Origin of the sequence: Streptomyces ficellus (assembly GCF_030406405.1) — a bacterium.
GTDB lineage: Bacteria > Actinomycetota > Actinomycetes > Streptomycetales > Streptomycetaceae > Streptomyces > Streptomyces ficellus_B.
The window spans coordinates 66,632-88,535 of record NZ_JAUEPL010000013.1 but is presented as its reverse complement, the minus strand read 5'-3'; the positions used below and the strand labels follow the sequence as shown (position 1 = coordinate 88,535).

Annotated in this window: 18 protein-coding genes and 2 tRNA genes; 17 read left to right on the top strand and 3 right to left on the bottom strand. The window is 69.3% G+C overall.

The features are described from left to right. Positions 1-3 precede the first annotated feature (3 nt). On the bottom strand, positions 4-1,149 hold the full coding sequence (locus QWM81_RS11835; RefSeq protein WP_290111793.1) for an acyltransferase family protein: 1,146 nt from the start codon (positions 1,147-1,149) through the stop codon (positions 4-6). A gap of 424 nt (positions 1,150-1,573) precedes the next feature. Here QWM81_RS11835 and QWM81_RS11830 point away from each other — a divergent pair, with 424 nt between their 5' ends. Both QWM81_RS11830 and QWM81_RS11825 read left to right on the top strand, forming a co-directional pair. After that, positions 1,574-1,768: a hypothetical protein gene (locus QWM81_RS11830; RefSeq protein ID WP_290111792.1), complete on the top strand. Its 195-nt coding sequence runs from the start codon at positions 1,574-1,576 to the stop codon at positions 1,766-1,768. A 281-nt stretch (positions 1,769-2,049) separates the two neighbouring features. After that, complete coding sequence (locus tag QWM81_RS11825; protein WP_290111791.1) at positions 2,050-2,592, top strand: DUF4262 domain-containing protein; 543 nt, start codon at positions 2,050-2,052, stop codon at positions 2,590-2,592. Between the two features lie 212 nt (positions 2,593-2,804). Here QWM81_RS11825 and QWM81_RS11820 read toward each other — a convergent pair. Next, positions 2,805-2,878 (bottom strand) — tRNA-Gly (locus QWM81_RS11820). Between the two features lie 130 nt (positions 2,879-3,008). Between QWM81_RS11820 and QWM81_RS11815 the strand changes: the two genes are divergently transcribed. From QWM81_RS11815 to clpX, 5 genes are all read left to right on the top strand, one after another. Next, positions 3,009-3,085 (top strand) — tRNA-Pro (locus QWM81_RS11815). A gap of 178 nt (positions 3,086-3,263) precedes the next feature. Further along, a complete protein-coding gene (tig, locus tag QWM81_RS11810) occupies positions 3,264-4,661 on the top strand; it encodes a trigger factor (protein WP_290111790.1) in 1,398 nt (465 codons plus the stop codon). Positions 4,662-4,910: 249 nt separating this feature from the next. Continuing rightward, a complete protein-coding gene (locus QWM81_RS11805) occupies positions 4,911-5,528 on the top strand; it encodes an ATP-dependent Clp protease proteolytic subunit (RefSeq protein WP_290111789.1) in 618 nt (205 codons plus the stop codon). 57 nt (positions 5,529-5,585) lie between these two features. Continuing rightward, complete coding sequence (locus tag QWM81_RS11800; RefSeq protein ID WP_039946446.1) at positions 5,586-6,245, top strand: ATP-dependent Clp protease proteolytic subunit; 660 nt, start codon at positions 5,586-5,588, stop codon at positions 6,243-6,245. 135 nt (positions 6,246-6,380) lie between these two features. Further along, positions 6,381-7,664 (top strand): ATP-dependent Clp protease ATP-binding subunit ClpX, encoded by a 1,284-nt coding sequence (gene clpX / locus QWM81_RS11795; RefSeq protein WP_031070473.1) that lies wholly within the window; start codon positions 6,381-6,383, stop codon positions 7,662-7,664. Positions 7,665-7,731: 67 nt separating this feature from the next. On the opposite strand, the gene QWM81_RS11790 is transcribed toward clpX, so the two are convergent. Continuing rightward, positions 7,732-8,556 (bottom strand): hypothetical protein, encoded by an 825-nt coding sequence (locus QWM81_RS11790; RefSeq protein WP_353938290.1) that lies wholly within the window; start codon positions 8,554-8,556, stop codon positions 7,732-7,734. A 241-nt stretch (positions 8,557-8,797) separates the two neighbouring features. On the opposite strand from QWM81_RS11790, the gene QWM81_RS11785 reads away from it, so the two are divergent. The 10 genes from QWM81_RS11785 to QWM81_RS11740 all read left to right on the top strand — a co-directional run bounded on the left by QWM81_RS11785 (position 8,798) and on the right by QWM81_RS11740 (position 21,865). Continuing rightward, a complete protein-coding gene (locus QWM81_RS11785) occupies positions 8,798-11,419 on the top strand; it encodes a valine--tRNA ligase (protein ID WP_290111788.1) in 2,622 nt (873 codons plus the stop codon). Between the two features lie 56 nt (positions 11,420-11,475). After that, positions 11,476-12,984, top strand: a complete 1,509-nt coding sequence (gene folC, locus QWM81_RS11780) for a bifunctional tetrahydrofolate synthase/dihydrofolate synthase (protein WP_290111787.1) — start codon at positions 11,476-11,478, stop codon at positions 12,982-12,984. 9 nt (positions 12,985-12,993) lie between these two features. Continuing rightward, the gene (locus QWM81_RS11775) at positions 12,994-13,329 is read left to right on the top strand and encodes a DUF4233 domain-containing protein (RefSeq protein ID WP_290111786.1); all 336 of its coding nucleotides are present in this window, start codon (positions 12,994-12,996) and stop codon (positions 13,327-13,329) included. Between the two features lie 89 nt (positions 13,330-13,418). Continuing rightward, positions 13,419-13,832: a nucleoside-diphosphate kinase gene (gene ndk / locus QWM81_RS11770; RefSeq protein ID WP_290111785.1), complete on the top strand. Its 414-nt coding sequence runs from the start codon at positions 13,419-13,421 to the stop codon at positions 13,830-13,832. Between the two features lie 263 nt (positions 13,833-14,095). Continuing rightward, the gene (locus QWM81_RS11765) at positions 14,096-15,115 is read left to right on the top strand and encodes a rod shape-determining protein (RefSeq protein ID WP_031070458.1); all 1,020 of its coding nucleotides are present in this window, start codon (positions 14,096-14,098) and stop codon (positions 15,113-15,115) included. Between the two features lie 132 nt (positions 15,116-15,247). Further along, positions 15,248-16,210 (top strand): rod shape-determining protein MreC, encoded by a 963-nt coding sequence (gene mreC / locus QWM81_RS11760; protein ID WP_290111784.1) that lies wholly within the window; start codon positions 15,248-15,250, stop codon positions 16,208-16,210. A 4-nt stretch (positions 16,211-16,214) separates the two neighbouring features. Beyond that, positions 16,215-16,880 carry a rod shape-determining protein MreD gene (gene mreD, locus QWM81_RS11755; RefSeq protein WP_290111783.1) on the top strand — a complete coding sequence of 222 codons (666 nt, stop codon included), beginning with the start codon at positions 16,215-16,217 and terminating at the stop codon, positions 16,878-16,880. A 19-nt stretch (positions 16,881-16,899) separates the two neighbouring features. After that, positions 16,900-19,089, top strand: coding sequence for a penicillin-binding protein 2 (mrdA, locus tag QWM81_RS11750; protein WP_290111782.1), 2,190 nt, complete (start codon positions 16,900-16,902; stop codon positions 19,087-19,089). Between the two features lie 7 nt (positions 19,090-19,096). Further along, positions 19,097-20,296, top strand: coding sequence for a rod shape-determining protein RodA (gene rodA / locus QWM81_RS11745; protein ID WP_290111781.1), 1,200 nt, complete (start codon positions 19,097-19,099; stop codon positions 20,294-20,296). Positions 20,297-20,362: 66 nt separating this feature from the next. Then, positions 20,363-21,865, top strand: coding sequence for a CYTH and CHAD domain-containing protein (locus tag QWM81_RS11740; RefSeq protein ID WP_290111780.1), 1,503 nt, complete (start codon positions 20,363-20,365; stop codon positions 21,863-21,865). The last annotated feature ends 39 nt before the right edge of the window (positions 21,866-21,904 follow it).

The window sequence follows — 21,904 nt, the reverse complement described above, 5'->3', positions numbered from 1 at the left end:
TGTTCAGCGCCGGGGGAGCCGCGGTGCGTCGCGGCGGAACGCCCACTCCATGCTCGGCTCGGTCACCCACCGCAGCGCCCTGCGCACCGGCGGGGTGCACATCGCGGTCACCGCGGCGGTCGCGACCACCGTGACGACGAGCCGCCCGAGGGGGGTCGCGAGGTCGTACGCCGGGACGAGCGCCCAGTAGTCCATGGCCTTCACCAGGAACCCGTGCAGCAGGTAGCCGCAGATGGTGCCCGCCCCCAGGACGGTGAACCAGGTCCGGCGGCGCGGCACCCAGGCGAGGAAGGCCGCGGTCAGCACGCAGGCGCAGCCGAAGAGGACGACCGTCATCACCGGCCCCGTCCACCAGGGCGCGTCCAGCTCCTCCGCGCTGGTGCTGCGGTAGAACCAGCTCATCCGGATGTCCGGCGCGATCCAGTACGTGAACACCAGGGCGCCCAGGGCGACGGGCAGGGCCAGCAGCCGCACCTCCCGGCGCCGTACCAGCGCGAAGTGCTCGGGCCTGAGCGACAGGCCCAGCACGAAGAACGGCAGGAACTGCAGCACCCGCTGGAGGTCCAGGTCCTGGCTGATGCCCGGGGTGAGCGAGGCGAGCGCGGCGATGACCAGCGCCACCGGCAGCGGGTGGCGGACGGTGCGCAGCAGGGGCGTGGCCAGCCGCCAGATGAACAGCGCGACCAGGAACCAGGTGAGGTAGATCGGGTCGGTCAGGCTGATGGCCTGGTCGGGGGTGCCGCCGGCCCAGCGCCGGTAGAGCGAGTACGCCACCTCGAAGACCACGTACGGCACCAGGAGCCCGGTGACCAGGCGCTTGAGCTGGTCGGGCCGCCCGGTGAAGCTCCGCGAGAAGTAACCGGAGATCACGATGAACGCCGGCATGTGGAAGGTGTAGACGAACATGTAGAGCGCTCTGGTCGCGCGACTGCCGTCCATGACCGGTTCCCACGCGTGCGCCACGGCGACCAGCACGATCGCCAGGTACTTGGCGTTGTCGAAGAACGCGTCCCGCCCCTTCCCGGCGGGCGCGGCATCCCCGCTGCCGGGTCTGTGCACAGCCCGGTCACGGGTGTCCGCGACGGCGGTCGCGCGCGCCCTGGCCGGCGGGATCGTGGCCTGCTGATTTCCCTGCGGAGCCTGGAACATCTGAGGCACCCTAGTAGCGCCTCCGGTATTTCGTAAAACCCGGCGAGGCGCCCTTCCATTCGTATCTGACACCACCCCCAACCGCCCGCTATGCCCCGATTAATCCCCCTTGAATGGGGCATTTCGTTACGCCGTCCCCCATGCGGAATTACCCTTCGGTCACCCTGCGAATTTCCTGTGACCAATCTGTGTGCAGCGGGAAACGATCACATTGAATTCGCGGTCTGCTTTTCAGTGCGGGAGCGTGACCGGGCCGGTCCCGGGCGGGCCGGCGGCGGACGGCCGCTGTGATCCGTACGTGAACGATGTGTCAGCAGGCAGCTTTCGGGGGGATGTTGGTGGCACGATGGACCGAACGGGGGTGCGCCGGGCTGTGTACCCCCGGGGCCGGCAAGGCGGACCGACCGAGGGTGTGTGATCAGTTGTGGCCATTTCACTGTCCGTGGTGCTGCTGTTGGCGATCATCCTCGTGGTGTTGATCCGCGGCGGCTCGCTCAAAGCGGGACCCGCGATCGTCGCCGTGCTCTTCGGCTTCTTCCTCGCCTCGTCCGGCATGGCGCCGTCGATACGGCGCTTCCTCGACTCGATAGCGGCGACGATCAACCAGATCAGTTTCTGAGTGCCGCCGGAAAACGCGGCGCGGCCCGGGGAGAGGAACCTCTCGCCGGGCTGCGGCCGGATGGAGCGGGCGACGGGAATCGAACCCGCGTAGCTAGTTTGGAAGACGTCGTATGCGGATGCCTGCTGAGCTGGGAAGTCTCTGACGTGCAGGGGAGCTGCCGACTGACCGCTCTTCCCCGTGGTTCCCCGTTCCCCTCCGGCTGATCGGGCACGCAAGGGGCACGTGGCTAGCTCATGGCCAGAGAACCCGGTGAGTGGGGGCAAGGCTAGTCTCCTCGGATGGACGAGTCCCCTTGCTTCTGCCTGCTCTGTGCCCCGACCGAATGGGGCGGCCCCGTGTCGGAGGAACGCGATCGTCACATCGCGAAGAACGTCGCGGACTACGGTTGGCACGTCATGGGCGTGGCTGGCGGTGATGCCCCTGGCGACTGGGGCTACTCAATCGGTCTCTGGCACACACTGCGCAGTCCAGAGGTCAGCGTGTTCGGCCTGCCCTCGCAGACCGCGATGAACGTGGCGAACGCCGCTGGGGCAGCGATCCGGGACGGGAACCCACTCGAGCCCGACCAGCGCCGGGGGGACGTCCTCAATGGCTACGACGTGGCGGTCCGGCCCGTGCATCCCAGCTGGTACCACGACTTCTTCGGCGCGGGCATCGACTTCTACCAGACCCCGCCCCTGCCGATCACTCAGCTGTTCTGGCCGGACAAGGACGGGCGGTTCCCCTGGGACGAGGGAGTGAACGAGCACTGCCGTGTGAGCCAACCACTGCTCTGGGTGCCCAAGGACGAGACCACCGGCCCTTGGGCGGAGATCAGCTGAGGTCGGTGGAGCGGCTTTGGGCGGGAGCTGCCATGGGGCGAGAGATCATGGCCCCGTAAGCTTCCGGCGCGTCGGGCAGTCTGTTGACCTGCCCGTTAAAGCACGACGTTCGATGCGAACGGGCACGCAGCGGGCACGCAGGACTGAACGAAGATCCGAAACGCATCAGGGCCAGGCTGGAGGATTAACCTCTGACCTGGCCCTGAGCCATGTGGAGCGGGCGACGGGAATCGAACCCGCGTAGCTAGTTTGGAAGACTAGGGCTCTACCATTGAGCTACGCCCGCAAGCAGTGCACCGCAGGTCACGTGGGCCGCGGGCACGAAGAGCATCGTAGCGGGTCCGGGCCGGTCGCCGCACGCCCCCAAAACGTCCCGACGTACCGCCCGCGGCCATGTACCCTACGTGTCGCACCGACGGGGTGTGGCGCAGCTTGGTAGCGCGTCCGCTTTGGGAGCGGAAGGCCGTGGGTTCAAATCCCGCCACCCCGACCACGCCACGAGCGCCGGACCGCGCGCGCAACCAAGATCACATTGTGGGCCTCATCCCGCTTGCGGTTACTATGCAAGCTGCGTGCCCGTGTGTCTCTCTGACCGGGCCGAATCCGCCGGAAGCCGCTGACCAAGCGGGCTCCGGCAGAATCCAAGAATCAGCCACCAAGGAGACCGAACCGTGAAGAGCGCCGTGGAGACCCTGAACCCGACCCGGGTTCGGCTCACTGTCGAGGTGCCCTTCGAGGAGCTCAAGGACAGCCTCGACGCGGCGTACAAGAAGATCAACCAGCAGGTCACGGTGAAGGGCTTCCGCAAGGGCAAGATCCCCGCGCGCGTCATCGACCAGCGGTTCGGCCGTGGTGCGGTGCTGGAGGAGGCCGTCAACGACGCCCTCCCGAAGTTCTACACCGAGGCGGTCAACGAGGCCGAGGTGAACCCGCTGGGCCAGCCCGAGGTCGACATCACCGAGCTGAAGGACGGCGAGCTGCTGGCCTTCACCGCCGAGGTCGACATCCGGCCGACCATCGAGATCCCGGACTACTCCGGCATCGAGGTCACGGTCGACACCGTCGAGGTCACCGACGAGGACGTCGAGAAGTCCGTGGAGCAGCTGCGCGACCGCTTCGCCTCCACCAACCCGGTCGAGCGCCCCGCCGCCGAGGGTGACGTCGTGACGATCGACCTGGAGGCCAAGGTCGACGGCGAGGTCCTGCCGGACGGCGTCGCGAACGGCGTGCAGTACACGATCGGCTCCGGTGAGCTCCTCGACGGCATCGACGAGGCCGTCACCGGCCTGGAGGCCGGCGGCGAGGCCACCTTCACCTCCACCCTCAAGGGCGGCTCCGCCGAGGGCAAGGAGGCCGAGGTCACCGTCAAGGTCACCCAGGTCGCGGCCCGTGAGCTCCCCGAGCTCGACGACGACTTCGCCCAGATGGCGTCCGAGTTCGACACCCTCGAGGAGCTGAAGGCCGACAGCCGCAAGCGCCTGGAGAACATGAAGCGCTACGACCAGGCCACCCAGGCCCAGGAGCGCGTCCTGGACGAGCTGCTGAAGATCGCCGAGGTGCCGATCCCCGAGAAGCTCCTCGAGGACGAGGTCAACACCCGCAAGCACAACCTGGTCAACCACCAGCTCGGTCAGATGGGTCTGACCCTCGAGAAGTACCTGGAGCTCCAGGGCAAGACGCTCGAGGAGTTCGAGGCCGAGACCAGGGAGCAGGCGGTCAAGGGCATCAAGACCCAGTTCATCCTGGACGAGCTGGTCAACAAGGAGAAGCTCAACGTCAACCAGGAGGAGCTCACCGAGCACCTCATGCGGCGTGCGGCCTCCTCCGGCATGAGCCCCGACCAGTTCGCCAAGGCCGTCGTCGAGGGCGGCCAGGTGCCGATGCTCGTCGGTGAGGTCGCCCGCGGCAAGGCCCTCGCGGTGGTCGTCGAGGCCGCCAAGGTCGTCGACACCAACGGCGAGGACGTCGACCTGAGCGACGACGAGGACGAGACCGCCGAGACGGTCGAGGCCTCCGCCGAGGACGCCCCGGCGGCCGAGGAGCGGTCCGAGGACAAGCCCGAGGCCTAAGCCCCGGCAGGAGCCTTCAGACGGGCCCGGTCCGCACTGCGCGTGCGGTCGGGCCCGTCTCCGTACGGGGTGCGGACGGGCCCCCGGCGGACCCAACTACCTTGCGCTCCCAGCGAACAGTTCGGGAACCGGGATGGCGCCCGCCGACCAGCGCGTTAGGGTCCATGAATACGAGGGCAGGGGAGTACCCGCCCCCAGTACGTACGACGCTGAGACGGCCGGAGCCGTCAGAGACGAGCAGGTGGATACGTGACGAATCTGATGCCTTACGCCGCGGGTGAGCCGTCCATCGGTGGTGGCCTCGGCGACCATGTCTACAACCGGCTGCTCGGCGAGCGCATCATCTTCCTCGGCCAGCAGGTCGACGACGAGATCGCCAACAAGATCACTTCGCAGATGCTGCTCCTTGCCGCCGACCCGGACAAGGACATTTATCTGTACATCAACAGCCCCGGTGGCTCGGTGACGGCCGGCATGGCCATCTACGACACCATGCAGTACATCCCCAATGACGTCGTCACCATCGGTATGGGCATGGCGGCCTCCATGGGCCAGTTCCTGCTGACCGGCGGCAGCACCGGCAAGCGCTTCGCACTGCCGAACACCGACATCCTGATGCACCAGGGCTCCGCCGGCATCGGCGGCACCGCCTCGGACATCAAGATCCAGGCCGAGTACCTTCTCCGTACGAAGAGGCGCATGGCCGAGATCACCGCGCGCCACTCCGGTCAGACCGTGGAGACGATCATCCGCGACGGCGACCGTGACCGCTGGTTCACCGCGGAAGAGGCCAAGGAGTACGGCCTGATCGACGACATCATGTCTGCCGCCGCGGGCGTTCCGGGCGGTGGCGGCACCGGCGCCTGAGCCGGTACCGCCCCAGCCCCCAGCCCCGCTGAACGCCACCAGGATGGTGAACACCCCATGAGCAACTTCTCCGCGAGCGGCCTCTACACCGGCCCGCAGGTGGACAACCGGTACGTCGTCCCGCGCTTCGTCGAGCGCACCTCCCAGGGCGTGCGCGAGTACGACCCGTACGCGAAGCTCTTCGAAGAGCGCGTGATCTTCCTGGGCGTGCAGATCGACGACGCGTCCGCCAACGACGTCATGGCGCAGCTGCTGTGCCTGGAGTCGATGGACCCGGACCGTGACATCTCGATCTACATCAACAGCCCCGGTGGCTCCTTCACCGCGCTGACCGCCATCTACGACACGATGCAGTTCGTGAAGCCGGACATCCAGACCGTGTGCATGGGCCAGGCGGCCTCGGCCGCGGCGGTCCTGCTCGCCGCCGGCACCCCCGGCAAGCGGATGGCCCTGCCCAACGCCCGCGTGCTGATCCACCAGCCGTCCGGCGGCACCGGCCGCGAGCAGCTCTCCGACCTGGAGATCGCGGCCAACGAGATCCTGCGTATGCGTACGCAGCTGGAGGAGATGCTGGCCAAGCACTCCACCCAGCCGATCGAGAAGATCCGCGACGACATCGAGCGCGACAAGATCCTCACGGCCGAGGACGCCCTCGCGTACGGCCTGGTGGACCAGATCGTGTCCACCCGCAAGAGCACCGCCGCGGCGGCAGCCTGACGCCCTACCTTCCCTTGGCACGGTGTGAACCGTGCCAAGGGGGGCCCGAATCGGGGGCCCGGCAAGGTACCGTCGAATATGAGGCACCAGGAGCCGGCTGAACCAAGCCGCTCCCAGGCGAAGGGGAAGCACCTCGTGGCACGCATCGGTGATGGCGGCGACCTGCTCAAGTGCTCGTTCTGCGGAAAGAGCCAGAAGCAGGTGAAGAAGCTCATCGCAGGCCCCGGTGTCTACATCTGCGACGAGTGCATCGACCTCTGCAACGAGATCATCGAGGAAGAGCTCGCCGAGACCTCCGAGGTGCGGTGGGAGGAACTTCCCAAGCCGCGCGAGATCTACGAGTTCCTCGAGGGGTACGTCGTCGGGCAGGAGCCCGCGAAGAAGGCCCTGTCGGTCGCGGTGTACAACCACTACAAGCGCGTACAGGCCGGCGAGAACGGCGGCGCGCAGGGCCGGGACGACGCGATCGAACTCGCCAAGTCCAACATCCTGTTGCTGGGCCCCACCGGCTCCGGCAAGACGCTCCTGGCCCAGACCCTCGCCCGTATGCTCAACGTCCCGTTCGCCATCGCCGACGCGACGGCGCTGACAGAGGCGGGATATGTCGGCGAGGACGTCGAGAACATCCTGCTGAAGCTCATCCAGGCCGCCGACTACGACGTCAAGAAGGCCGAGACGGGCATCATCTACATCGACGAGATCGACAAGGTCGCCCGCAAGAGCGAGAACCCGTCCATCACACGCGATGTGTCGGGTGAGGGCGTCCAGCAGGCCCTGCTCAAAATCCTGGAGGGCACGACGGCTTCGGTGCCCCCGCAGGGCGGCCGCAAGCACCCGCACCAGGAGTTCATCCAGATCGACACGACGAACGTCCTGTTCATCGTGGGCGGTGCCTTCGCCGGCCTGGAGAAGATCATCGAGTCACGGGCGGGCGCGAAGGGCATCGGCTTCGGCGCGACGATCCGCTCCAAGCGCGAGATCGAGGCGAGCGACCAGTTCCAGGAGGTCATGCCGGAGGACCTGGTCAAGTTCGGCATGATCCCCGAATTCATCGGCCGTCTGCCGGTCATCACCTCCGTGCACAACCTGGACCGCGAGGCGCTGCTGAAGATCCTCGTCGAGCCGCGCAACGCGCTGGTCAAGCAGTACCAGCGCCTCTTCGAACTCGACGGCGTGGAACTGGACTTCGACCGCCCGGCCCTGGAGGCCATCGCCGACCAGGCCATCCTGCGCGGCACGGGCGCGCGCGGCCTGCGCGCCATCATGGAAGAGGTCCTGATGTCCGTGATGTACGAGGTCCCGTCCCGCAAGGACGTGGCCCGCGTGGTCATCACGGAGGACGTCGTCCACAACAACGTCAACCCGACGCTGGTTCCCAGGGTCGTCAAGGACCCGGGCCGCCACGAGAAGTCGGCCTGACAGCCACCAGAACGCGAAGGGCGCCCGCTGGTTCACCGAACCGGCGGGCGCCCTTCCGCGTGCTTCGTCACACCTTGACGCGGACTTCCTTGCGGAGCTTGGCGGCCGTCTCCGCGGCTGCCGCCGGGTCGCCGCCCTTGCCGGTGAGGGCGCCCGCCATGTCGATCGGCATGACGACTCCCACAGTGCTGTGGTCGCCCCAGACGCACACGGTGAGCGTCACGTCCTTGGGGCCCTCGCCGGCCGAGGCGCCTGTATCGCCCTTGAGCTGCTGGCACTTCAGGACGGCGTTCTCCAGACCCGCCGGCTCGTAGGTCTGCGGGCTGCCGACGAGCTTCCCCTCGGCGTCCGGCTCCTTCTCGCTCTCCGACTTGATGTGCGCGAAGAAGGCGTCCACCACCTTCTCCGGGTCCTCGATATCCCCGTAGACGCCACCGAACTGCAGCATCTTGGACGCGAAGGGGTTGCTCTCGTCGCCGGACTGGTAGGCCGCCTCGACCTCCTTGGCGTTCTTCACCCCCCACTTCTCGGCGTCCTTGAAGTCGTCATCGGACGACGAACCGCTCTCGCCACCCGCGTTCTTCTTGTACTCCCCGAGCACCGTCTCCGGCGTCACCAGCTTGTGCGGGCCGTCGTCCGCGATGGCGCTGCCGCCGCCCCCGAACACGAAGTACGCGCCCACGCCGATCGCCGCCACCACCGCGACCGCGCCGAGGATGAGGGCCGTCTTCTTGCCGCCGCCCGAGGCCGGCGGGGGCGGCGGCGGGTAGGCGCCGGGGCCCGCGCCGTAGGGGGGCTGCTGCGGGGGCTGGCCGTAGGGGCCGGGCTGCTGCGGGTGGCCGTAGCCCTGCTGCGGCACGCCCGGCGGGGGGGGGCTGCTGGGGGTAGCCATAGCCGGGCTGGGGCGCCTGCGGCTGCTGGCCGTAGGGGCCCGGCTGGCCGTACGGCCCGGGCTGCTGGGGCTGTCCGCCGTACGGGCCCGGCTGGTTGTGACTCATTAAGGGGTCCCCTCCGAATGCTTATGCGTTCCTGACATCCTGGCCGAGACCCCGGTCTCGCGGGACGGCGGGGGTCACACCGTTACGGAAGATTCCCGTTTCAGTACGGCCCTGTGACACCTCTAAACTGGGCCCGTGACCGAGAACACTCAGCAGCAGCCAGCATCCGTCCCCGAACTGCCGACCCAGTACGCGCCGGCCGAGGTAGAGGGGAAGCTGTACGAGCGCTGGGTAGAGCGCGGTTACTTCACGGCCGACGCGAAGAGCGAGAAGCCCCCGTACACCATCGTCATCCCGCCGCCGAACGTCACCGGCAGCCTCCACCTGGGCCACGCCTTCCAGCACACGCTCATGGACGCCCTCACCCGCCGCAAGCGGATGCAGGGATACGAGGCGCTGTGGCTGCCCGGCATGGACCACGCCGGCATCGCCACCCAGAACAAGGTCGAGCAGCAGCTCGCCGAGGAGGGCAAGTCCCGCCACGACCTGGGGCGCGAGGAGTTCGTCGAGCGCGTGTGGCAGTGGAAGGAGGAGTACGGCGGCAAGATCCTCGGCCAGATGCGCCGCCTCGGCGACGGGGTCGACTGGTCGCGCGAGCGGTTCACCATGGACGAGGGCCTGTCCAAGGCCGTCCAGACCATCTTCAAGCGGCTGTACGACGACGAGCTGATCTACCGCGCCGAGCGCATCATCAACTGGTGCCCGCGCTGCCTGACCGCCATCTCGGACATCGAGGTGGAGTACCAGGAGGACGACGGCGAGCTCGTCTCCATCCGGTACGGCGAGGGCGACGAGACGCTCGTCGTCGCGACCACCCGCGCCGAGACGATGCTCGGTGACACCGCGGTCGCCGTCCACCCGGACGACGAGCGGTACCAGCACCTCGTCGGCAAGCGCATCAAGCTGCCCCTGACCGACCGCACCATCCCGGTCGTCGCCGACACGCACGTCGACCCCGAGTTCGGCACCGGCGCCGTCAAGGTGACCCCCGCGCACGACCCCAACGACTTCGCGATCGGCCAGCGCCACGGCCTGGAGTCCATGACGATCATGGATGAGCGCGGGGTCATCACCGTCCACGGCCCCTTCCAGGGCCTGGACCGGTTCGAGGCGCGCAGCACGGTCGTCGGCGCACTGCGCTCGCAGGGCCGGATCGTCGCCGAGAAGCGTCCGTACCTCCACTCCGTCGGGCACTGCTCGCGCTGCAAGACCACCATCGAGCCGCGCCTGTCGATGCAGTGGTGGGTCAAGGTCGAGCCGCTGGCGAAGGCCGCCGGTGACGCCGTCCGCGACGGCCGGGTGAAGATCCACCCGGAGGACATGTCGAAGCGGTACTTCGACTGGGTCGACAACATGCACGACTGGTGCATCTCGCGCCAGTTGTGGTGGGGCCACCGCATCCCGGTCTGGTACGGGCCGAACGGCGAGGTCGTCTGCGCCGGACCGGACGACGAGGCTCCCACCGGCGAGGGCTGGACGCAGGACACCGACGTCCTCGACACCTGGTTCTCCTCCGGCCTGTGGCCCTTCTCCACGCTCGGCTGGCCGGAGCAGACCGCGGACCTCAAGAAGTTCTATCCGACCGATGTCCTGCTGACCGGCCACGACATCATCTTCTTCTGGGTCGCCCGGATGATGATGTTCGGCCTGTACGCGATGGACGGCGAGGTTCCGTTCAAGACGATCGCGCTGACCGGCCTGGTCCGTGACGAGCGCGGCAAGAAGATGTCGAAGTCCTTCGGCAACGTGGTCGACCCGCTGGACTGGATGGACGCCTACGGCTCCGACGCCGTCCGCTTCACCCTGGCCCGTGGCGCCAACCCCGGCACCGACGTCCCGATCGGCGAGGACTGGGTCCAGGCGTCCCGCAACTTCGCCAACAAGATCTGGAACGCCACTCGCTTCGCGCTGATGAACGGCGCCACGGTGGAGGGCCCGCTGCCGGAGCCGTCCGAGATGTCCGCCACCGACCGGTGGATCCTGTCGCGGCTCAACGCCACGGTCGCCGAAGTCGACGCGTACTACGAGGACTTCCAGTTCGCGAAGCTCTCCGACGCGCTGTACCACTTCGCCTGGGACGAGGTCTTCGACTGGTACGTCGAGCTGTCGAAGACCACGTTCTTCGGCGGTGGCGAGCCCGCCAAGGTCTCCGCCCGCGTGCTGGGCGAGGTCCTGGACGTGACGCTGCGGCTGCTGCACCCGGTGGTCCCGTTCGTCACCGAGACGCTGTGGACCTCGCTCACCGGCAAGGAGTCGCTCGTCGTCGCCGACTGGCCGGCCGACTCCGGCTTCCGTGACGAGGCCGCCGAGCGCGAGATCGAGCTCGTCCAGCGGGTCGTCACCGAGGTCCGCCGCTTCCGCTCCGACCAGGGCCTCCAGCCCGGCCAGAAGGTCCCGGCCCGCCTCGACCTCGCGGGAACGGCGCTGGCGCCGCACGAGCCCGCCATCCGCCAGCTGCTGCGCCTCCAGCCGGAGGGCGAGGGCTTCCACGCCACCGCCTCCCTGCCGGTCGCGGGCGCCACGGTCGCGCTCGACCTGTCGGGCACCATCGACGTGGCGGCCGAGCGCAAGCGCCTGGCGAAGGACCTGGCGGCGGCGGAGAAGGAGCGCCAGCAGGCGCACGCCAAGCTCGGCAACGAGGCGTTCCTCGCCAAGGCGCCGGACCACGTCGTCGCGAAGATCCGTACGCGCCTGGCGAAGGCGGACGAGGACATCGCCCGTATCCAGAACCAGCTGGCGAACCTGCCGCAGGCGTAACGCACCGAGGCCCCCGCTCCGGCGGGGGCCTCGGCCGTACTCCGTAGACTGGCCCTGTGAGTGAGCTCCCCCCGTCCAGCGACAGCGACGACTTCGACGAGATCGTGGAAGCCGAGACCGACAGAGACCCCGACCTGGCGGTGATCGAGGCCGGCAGCCGTACGTTGCGTGCGCAGGCCGGTCCGCCGCAGGCCAGCGACGCCGTGCCCGGGCGGCCCGCCGACCCGGAGGTGGACAAGGCGCTGCGGGAGGTGGAGCAGGAGCTCGCGACCCGCTGGGGCGAGACCAAGCTGGAGCCGTCCGTGTCGCGGATCGCGGCGCTGATGGACGTGCTGGGCGAGCCGCAGCGCGCGTACCCCTCGATCCACATCACCGGCACCAACGGCAAGACCTCCACCGCCCGCATGATCGAGGCCCTGCTGTCCGCGTTCGACCTGCGCACCGGGCGGTACACCTCGCCGCACGTCCAGTCGATCACCGAGCGGATCAGCCTCGACGGCGCGCCCATCACGCACGAGCGGTTCATCGAGACGTACCAGGACATCAAGCCGTACGTGGAGATGGTCGACGCCTCGCAGGACTACCGGCTGTCCTTCTTCGAGGTGCTCACGGGCATGGCGTACGCCGCGTTCGCGGACGCGCCGGTGGACGTGGCGGTCGTCGAGGTCGGCATGGGCGGCAGCTGGGACGCGACGAACGTGATCGACGGCTCGGTCGCGGTCGTCACGCCCATCTCCCTGGACCACACGGACCGGCTCGGCTCCACGCACGCCGAGATCGCCGGCGAGAAGGCCGGGATCATCAAGGAGGGCGCGACCGTCGTCCTGGCGCAGCAGCCGGTGGACGCGGCGCAGGTGATGCTGAAGAAGGCCGTCGAGGTGGACGCGACGGTGGCCCGCGAGGGCATGGAGTTCGGCGTCGTCTCGCGCGAGGTCGCGGTCGGCGGGCAGCTGCTGACGCTGCGCGGGCTCGGCGGTGAGTACGAGGAGATCTTCCTCCCGCTGTACGGCGCGCACCAGGCGCACAACGCGGCGGTGGCGCTGGCGGCGGTGGAGGCGTTCTTCGGTGTGGGCGCCGAGGCCGCGCGCACGCTGGACGTGGACACCGTGCGCAGGGCGTTCGCCGCGGTGCTCTCGCCGGGCCGCCTGGAGGTGGTGCGGCGCAGCCCGACCGTGGTGCTGGACGCCGCGCACAACCCGGCGGGCGCCCGGGCGACGGCCGAGGGCATCAGCGAGGCGTTCGGCTTCTCGCGCCTGGTGGGCGTGGTCGGTACCAGCGGTGACAAGGACGTACGGGGGCTGCTGGAGGCGTTCGAGCCGATCCTGGCGGAGGTCGTCGTCACGCGGAACTCCACCCCGCGCGCGATGGACGCGGACGAGCTGGCCGCGATCGCCGTGGAGGTCTTCGGCGACGAGCGGGTGGTCGTCGAGCCGCGTCTGCCGGACGCGCTGGAGGCGGCCATCACTCTGGCGGAGGAGGAGGACGAGTTCGCGGGGGCGGGCGTCCTCGTGACGGGTTCGGTGATCACGGTCGGCGAGGCCCGGCTGCTGCTCGGAAAGGGCTGAGGTTTCTCGATGCGTACGCTCTGCGCGTCCACACTGATCGGCGAGTTCTTCGTGATCGGCTTCGCCGGGCTGGTGGCCATGAAGGACGACGCTCTGGCGATGGGCACGGTCTGGACGGTGTGCGGTGTCCTGATGGCCCTGAGCGTGCTGCTCTGCGGCATGATCACCCGGCCGGGCGGGATACAGCTCGGCTGGGCGCTCCAGGGGGCGCTGATCCTGAGCGGGTTCGTGGTGCCGGCCATGTTCGTCCTGGGCGCGGTCTTCGCGGGGCTGTGGTGGGCGTCGGTCCACTTCGGTCGCAAGATCGACGAGGCCAAGGCCAGATGGGCGGCGCAGCCGGAGTGAATCCGGGCCCGAGGGTCCGTGATGTTGGGCCGGATGGCCCCTGTAGCCTCACCTCACCGCACCACGTTGCCTGCAAGGAGCCGTCACACATGACCCAGCGCACGCTCGTCCTTCTCAAGCCCGACGCCGTACGCCGCGCCCTGATCGGCGAGATCATCGGTCGTATCGAGCGCAAGGCCGGCTGGACCATCACCGCGCTGGAGCTGCGCGAGCTGGACCAGGAGACGCTCGAGCAGCACTACGGCGAGCACAAGGGCAAGCCGTTCTATGAGCCGCTGGTCGCGTTCATGTCATCCGGGCCGGTCGTCGCGATGGTCGTCGAGGGTGAGCGGGTCATCGAGGGTGTACGCCGGCTGGCGGGTCCCACTGACCCGATCGCCGCAGCGCCCGGCTCCATCCGTGGCGACTACGGCACCATCGTCCGGGAGAACCTGATCCACGCCTCGGACTCCGAGGAGTCCGCCATTCGGGAACTCAAGATTTTCTTCCCGGGCATCGGCTGACCTGCTGTCAGCCATACAGCGCTCATGACCTGGGGCGACCGAAGGAATTTCGGTCGCCCTTCGGCATATGAACGCCCCGACCGGGAACGCATCGCTCCGACACGTCGTCACCTATACAGAGGCGGGCCACCGCGCCGTGTCGGCGCAGGCGGCACTACGATGTGAATCTCCGCGCCACACCACCCACCTCGCCGACCTGAGAAGCCGTCAACGCTCTAATTGGGAAGGCCCGACGCATCCTCATGGGAAACAAGGGGAACTCAATGTCGTTCATCGGCCGTGACATGGCTGTCGACCTCGGGACCGCCAACACGCTGGTGTACGTCAGGGGTCGCGGCATCGTCCTCAACGAGCCGTCCGTCGTCGCCATCAACACCAACACCGGTGGCATCCTGGCGGTCGGCGCCGAAGCGAAGAAGATGATCGGCCGGACCCCCGGCAACATCGTCGCCGTGCGGCCACTGAAGGACGGCGTGATCGCCGACTTCGAAATCACCGAGCGCATGCTCCGCTACTTCATCCTCAAGATCCATAAGCGTCGCTATCTGGCACGCCCCCGGGTCGTCGTCTGTGTGCCCTCCGGCATCACCGGCGTCGAGCGCCGCGCCGTCATCGAGGCGTCCACCCAGGCAGGGGCACGCCAGGTGCACATCATCGAGGAGCCCATGGCCGCCGCCATCGGCTCCGGCCTCCCGGTCCACGAGGCCACCGGCAACATGGTCGTCGACATCGGTGGCGGCACCACCGAGGTCGCCGTCATCTCGCTCGGCGGAATCGTCACGGCACAGTCCATCCGGGTGGCCGGCGACGAGCTGGACAACGCGATCATCCAGCACATCAAGAAGGAGTACAGCCTCCTTCTCGGTGAGCGCACCGCCGAGCAGATCAAGATCACCATCGGTTCGGCGTTCGACCTGGAGACCGACGAGCACACCGAGATCCGCGGCCGGGACCTGGTCTCCGGGCTCCCGAAGACGGTCGTCATCTCGGCCGCCGAGGTCCGCAAGGCGATCGAGGAGCCGGTCAACGCGATCGTCGACGCGGTGAAGACGACCCTCGACAAGTGCCCGCCGGAGCTGTCCGGTGACGTCATGGACCGGGGCATCGTTCTCACGGGTGGCGGCGCCCTGCTGCGCGGCCTCGACGAGCGGCTGCGCCGGGAGACCGGCATGCCGATCCACATCGCCGAGGACCCGCTGGACTCGGTGGCGCTCGGGTCGGGCAAGTGCGTCGAGGAGTTCGAGGCGCTCCAGCAGGTGCTGGACGCCCAGCCCCGCCGGTAGCGATGCCGCACAGGTCAGCCGTACGGGTGCTGCCGGACCCGTACGGCTGATCGTTGACCCGGTCGATCCGGTTGGTATAACGGCACAGACATTCGTACGAGTTTCCTACGAGGAAGGGCACGGCCGCCCCACGTGAGGGACACACGAGAGAGCCGGCTACTCCTGGTGCTGCTGGTCGCCGTCGCGTTCGCGCTGATCACGGTGGACATCCGCGGCGGCGAGGAGTCACCCGTCGACGGCGCCCGGCGGGCCGCCGCCACTGTCTTCGGCCCGGTCGAGAACAGCGTCGCGTCCGCGGTCAACCCGATCGGCAACGCCATCGGGGCCGTACGGGACTCGGGCGAACGCCACAGCCGCATCGCGCGGCTGGAACGCGAGAACGCGGCGCTCAAGGCCAAGCTCGGCAGCGACGAGCGCAACCGCAGCCGCGTACGCGAACTCGACAACCTGCTGAAGAAGGCCGGCAGCGGCCAGTACGGCATCAAGGCCGCCGAGGTCATCGCCATAGGCGCCGCCCAGGGCTTCTCCTGGACCGTCACCATCGACGCCGGCTCCAACGACGGCATCCGGCGGGACATGACCGTCATCAACGGCGACGGGCTCGTCGGCCGCGTCACCACCGTCGGGCCCAGCACCGCCACCGTGCTGCTCGCCAACGACCCCGACTTCACTGTCGGCACCCGCATGGAGAAGTCCGACGAGCTCGGCTTCGCCACCGGCCAGGGCGACCGCCCGCTGACCGTGCAGCTCCTCAACGGCAAGGCCAAGGTCAGGCCCGGCGACCGGCTCGTCACCTTCGGCTCGCAGGCCGACAAGCCGTTCGTGCCCGGCGTCCCGGTCGGCGAGGTGGTCCGCGTCGACCCCTCCACCGGCAACCTCACCCGGAACGTCTTCGTCCGCCCGTACGTCGGCTTCAGCAAGCTCGACATCGTCGGGGTCGTCGTCCAGGCCCCGCGCACCGACCCGCGCGACACCGTCCTGCCGCCCAGGCCCACGCCCGAGCCGACCGTCACGGTCACGGTGACCCCGTCCCCGGCCGGGTCGCCCAGCGGCTCACCGAGCGCACCGGCCAGCGGCGAACCGGGGGTGGACTAAGACCATGCGCTTCAACCGGATCCTGCTCTCCACCACCCTCGTCGTCGTCGCCCTCGTCGTCCAGGTCTCGATCCTGGCCCGCCTCCAGCTGCCCGGCGCCGTCCCCGACCTGCTCCTGCTCGTCGTCGTCGGGCTCGCCCTGGTGTACGGGCACGTCAGCGGCGCCCTGATCGGCTTCGGCGCCGGGCTGCTCGCCGACCTCGCCCCGCCCGCCGACCACGCCGCCGGCCGGTACGCCCTGGTCCTGTGCGTCATCGGCTACCTCGTGGGCCTCGCCAAGCCGGAGAACGGCCAGGTGCGCTCCGCCACCGGCCCCATGGTCATGGTGGTCGTCGCGGCCGTCGGCTCCACCCTGCTGTACGCCGGCGTCGGCGCCCTCGTCGGCGACACCGCCGCCCGCCACGTCGGCCTGGTCTCGCTGCTGCTCACCGCCGTGATCTACGACCTGCTCCTCGCGCCCTTCACCGTGCCGCTGATCATGGCGCTTGCCAGACGCGCCGAGAACGATCCGCTCGCCGACACCACCGGCGCCGGCACCGATGTCGCCTCGGGCTTCGTGGCGAGCGGCACCGGCCTCAGGATCGGCACCCAGCGCAGCGGACTGCGCGTGAAGGCCGCCCGCAACCGGGCGGCACGGGCCGGACGCATCAAGGGCGTCAAGCGACTGTGACCGAGGGGGCAACCGCGTCATGAGCAACATCCCCGAGACCGGGCGGACCCCCAGGGTCCAGATCCGGCTGATCGTCATCCAGGTCCTGGTCTTCTCCCTGCTGCTCACCCTCGGCGGCCGCCTGTGGTACCTCCAGATCCGGCAGGGCAAGGAGTACACGGACGAGGCGAAGAACAACCACGTCCAGCAGGTCGTCGAGCCGGCCGTCCGCGGCTCCATCCTCGACGCCCGCGGCGTCCCCCTCGCCGACAACGAGACCCGGCTCGTCGTCTCCGCGTCCCGTACCGAGCTGATGAAGATGAAGGACGACGGCAAGGGCGTCCTCACCCGGCTCGCCGGCGTCCTCGGGATGAAGCCCAAGGAGGTCATGGACAAGGTCCGCCTCTGCGACTCCAAGACGCCCCAGCCCTGCTGGAACGGCTCACCCTTCCAGCCCATCCCGGTCACCGACGACGCCACCACCCAGCAGGCCCTGCAGATCCGCGAGCGTGCCGAGGACTTCCCCGGCATCACCGCCGAACCCACCGCCGTACGCCGCTACACCGCACCCGGCGGCGCCCGCACCGCGCAGGTCCTCGGCTACCTCTCGCCCGTCACCGACGAGGAGATCGAGAAGGCCAAGGACACCGACTCGCCGTTCCTCCGCTCCGACATGGTCGGCCGCTCCGGACTGGAGCGCACGTACGACAAGGCGCTGCGCGGCAAGGCCGGGGTGACCCGCTACGAGGTCGACAACCTGGGCCGGGTCATGGGCCAGGTGGAGGCCGACCCGGGCGTGCCCGGCTCCAACGTCGTCACCAGCATCGACGCCCGGGTCCAGGCCGTCGCCGAGTACGAGCTCCACCAGGCGATGAAGACCGTCCGGAAGGAGACCGACAAGATCACCGGCCGCCCGTACAAGGCCGACGCGGGCGCCGTCGTCGTCATGGAGTCCAAGACCGGCCGCGTCGTCGCGATGGCCTCCCAGCCCGACTACGACCCCAACGCCTGGATCGGCGGCATCTCCGCCAAGGACTACGCCAGGCTCACCGACAAGAACTCCAACTACCCGCTGCTCAACCGGGCCATCCAGGGCCAGGCCCCCGCCGGCTCCGTGTTCAAGGTGGTGTCGGCGAGCGCGGCCGTGCGGGCCGGCAACCCCTTCGACGGCCGCTACAACTGCAGCAGCTCCTACAGCCTCGGCGGCCGGAGCTTCGCGAACTTCGAGTCCAAGGGGCACGGCCCCATCTCCCTCGGCGATGCCCTCAAGTTCTCCTGCAACACCGTCTTCTACCGTCTCGGCCACGAGGAGTGGCAGCGCGACGGCGGCCTCAAGCCGAAGAAGAACGCCAACGACTGGTTCTACCGGACCGCGCACGACTTCGGCTTCGGCTCCGAGACCGGCATCGACCTGCCCAACGAGGTCAAGGGCCGCATCCCCGACCGCCACTGGAAGCAGGCCTTCTGGGAAGCCAACAAGGACGCCTGGTGCAAGCAGGGCAAGAAGGGCGGCAGCTACGTCGAGCAGATCGCCTATGAGAGCTGCCTCGAAGGCAACCAGCTGAAGGCCTTCGACAGCATCAACTTCGCCATCGGCCAGGGCGACGTGCTCATCACCCCCATCCAGCTGGCCACCGCCTACGCCGCCATCAGCAACGGCGGCACCCTCTACAACCCCACCCTCGGCAAGGCCGTGATCAGCCCGGACGGCAAGAGGATCGAGGAGATCAAGCCCAAGCCCCACGGCAGGCTGCCCGTCGACGCAGAGACCATCAGCGACCTCGACAAGGGCCTGCGCTCCGTCGTCGAGCCCGGCGGCACCGCCGCCTGGCGGTTCGGCGGCTGGCCGCAGGACAAGATCCCGATGCGCGCCAAGACCGGCACCGCCCAGGTCTACGGCAAGCAGACGACGTCGTGGTTCGCCACGTACACCGACGAGTTCACCATCGTCATGACGATCTCCCAGGGTGGTACGGGCTCCGGCGCCTCCGGTCCCGCCGTACGCAACATCTACGACGCCCTGTACGGACTCGACGACGAGGGCAACCAGGACCTCAAGCGCGCCCTGCTGCCCAAGCCGCAGCAGACCCTGCCCAAGATCCAGCCGGACGGCTCCATCGAGGCGCCGCCCGTCAAGCCGTACGACCCCAAGGCGCAGCAGGTCGACCCGGCCAAGAAGGACGACGGACAGCCGCAGCTCGCGGGCCCGCCTCCCGTCTGGAGGGACTGAACCGACCATGGCCGGATCGAACGGCTTCTCCGTCTCGCGGTACCAGCCCCAGCGCGGCGCCTGGGCCAGGCTCACCGCACGCGACTCGATGGTGCGCAGGCTCGACTGGCCGCTGCTGTTCTCCTCGATCGCGCTGTCCGTCATCGGGTCGCTCCTGGTGTGGTCCGCCACCCGCAACCGCACCGAGCTCAACCAGGGCGACCCGTACTACTTCCTCTTCCGTCACGTCCTCAACACCGGCATCGGCATCGCGCTGATGGTCGGCACCGTCTGGCTCGGGCACCGCACCCTGCGCGGCGCGGTGCCGGTGCTGTACGGGGTGTCGGTGGTGCTCGTCCTGCTGGTGCTGACGCCGCTCGGCGCGACCATCAACGGCGCGCACGCGTGGATCGTGATCGGCGGCGGATTCTCGCTCCAGCCCTCCGAGTTCGTGAAGATCACGATCATCCTCGGCATGGCGATGCTGCTGGCCGCCAAGGTCGACGCGGGCGACCAGGTCCACCCGGACCACCGCACCGTCGCCAAGTCGCTGGGCATCGCGGTGCTTCCCATGGCCATCGTCATGCTGATGCCGGACCTCGGCTCGGTGATGGTCATGGTCGTCATCGTGCTCGGCGTCCTGCTCGCCTCCGGGGCCTCCAACCGCTGGATCTTCGGGCTCATCAGCGCGGGCATCACCGGAGCGGTGCTCGTCGCCGCGCTCGGCGTGCTCGACCAGTACCAGATCAACCGGTTCGCCGCGTTCGCCAACCCCGAACTCGACCCGGCCGGCGCCGGCTACAACACCAACCAGGCGCGCATCGCGATCGGCTCCGGTGGCCTGTACGGGGCGGGGCTCTTCAACGGGCACCAGACCACCGGCCAGTTCGTCCCCGAGCAGCAGACCGACTTCATCTTCACCGTCGCGGGCGAGGAGCTGGGCTTCATCGGCGCCGGCACCATCATCGCCCTGCTCGGTGTGGTGCTGTGGCGGGCCTGCCGGATCGCCCGCGAGACGAGCGAGCTGTACGGCACGATCGTCGCCGCCGGCATCATCGCCTGGTTCGCGTTCCAGTCCTTCGAGAACATCGGCATGACGCTCGGCATCATGCCGGTCGCGGGCCTGCCGCTGCCGTTCGTGTCGTACGGCGGTTCCTCGATGTTCGCGGTCTGGGTGGCGGTCGGCCTGCTCCAGTCGATCAGGGTGCAGCGACCCATAACGGCCTAGCGTCGTGTTCGCGAAGTCCCTCGTCACCGCATGGACCGGCGCTTTCGGGGCATCTAGATTCGAATGATGGCGGACGCGAAACGCGAGATCGAGCGGAAGTACGAAGCCACCCCCGACACCCGGCTGCCGGACCTGACCGGTGTGGCCGGGATCGCGCGGGTCCTCGACAAGGGCGTCGCCGATCTGGACGCCGTCTATTACGACACTGGCGACCTGCGGCTGGCCCGGGCGTCCGTCACCCTGCGCCGGCGCACCGGCGGCGACGACGCGGGCTGGCACCTCAAACTGCCCGTCGCCCCCGGCGTACGCGACGAACTGCGCGCCCCGCTGGAGGACGGCGTCCCGCGCTCGCTGGCCGGGCTGGTGCGCGCCAGGACGCGTGGCGCCGCGCTCCTGCCGCTCGTACGGCTGCGCTCCCGCCGCGACGTGAGCCACCTCCTCGACGGCGACGGTGCCCTGCTGGCCGAGCTGAGCACCGACACCGTCCACGCCGAGCGCCTCACCGGCGGGCACGGCACCGCCGAGTGGACCGAGATCGAGGTGGAACTCGCCGACGGCGGCGACCCCGCATTCCTCGACGCCGTCCACAAACGGCTCCGCAAGGCAGGGCTCAGGCCCGCCGGGGCCGCCTCCAAGCTCGCCAGGGCGCTCGCCGAAACCGGCCGCCCGCCCGCCGCGCCCCCCGAGCCCGACACCACCGCCGGCGGTCGCGTCCTGGCCTACCTGCGCGAACAGGCCGACGCGCTGGTGACCTCCGACGCTGCCGTACGCCGGGACCTTCCCGACTCCGTGCACACCATGCGCGTCGCCACCCGTCGTATGCGCAGCGCCTTCCGTACGTACCGCAAGGTCCTGGACCGGACCGTCACCGACTCGGTCGCCGACGAGCTCGCGTGGCTGGCCGGCGAACTCGGCGCCGATCGCGACCAGGAGGTCCTCACCGAGCGGCTCACCTCCCGCATCGACGCCCTGCCCGTCACCCTGCTCCTCGGACCGGTCAGGGGACGGCTGCGCGTCTGGGCCGGCTCGGGCCGCGCCGGATCGCGCGGCCGCACCCTCTCCGTACTCGACGGCGAGCGCTACGTCGCCCTCCTGAACGCCCTCGACGCCCTGCTGGCCGACCCGCCGCTGCGCCCCGCCGCCGCGAAGGAGGCCGACGTGGTGCTGCCCAAGGCGATCGCGAAGGAGTACGGCCGGCTGGCCGCCCGCGTCGACCGCGCGCTCGCCCTGCCCGCCGGCCACGACCGGGACCTCGCCATGCACAGCGCCCGCAAGGCCGCCAAACGCGCCCGGTACGCCGCCGAGGCCGCCGCGCCCGCCCTCGGCAAGCCCGCGAAGCGGTTCGCCAAGCGCATGAAGGCCGTACAGAAGGTGCTGGGCGAGCACCAGGACAGCGTCGTCGCCCGCGACACCCTGCGGCAGCTCGCCATCCAGGCGCACGCGGCCGGGGAGACCGCCTTCACCTGGGGCCTGCTCTACGGCCAGGAGGAGGCCCGGGCCGCGCGCTGCGAACGGGAGCTTCCGCGGGTGTGGGAGGAGGCGACCAGGGGCAAACCGTGGCGGCTGTGACCCCCTGGGCGCCGGGGTACGCTTGAGAGTCGCCCTGCC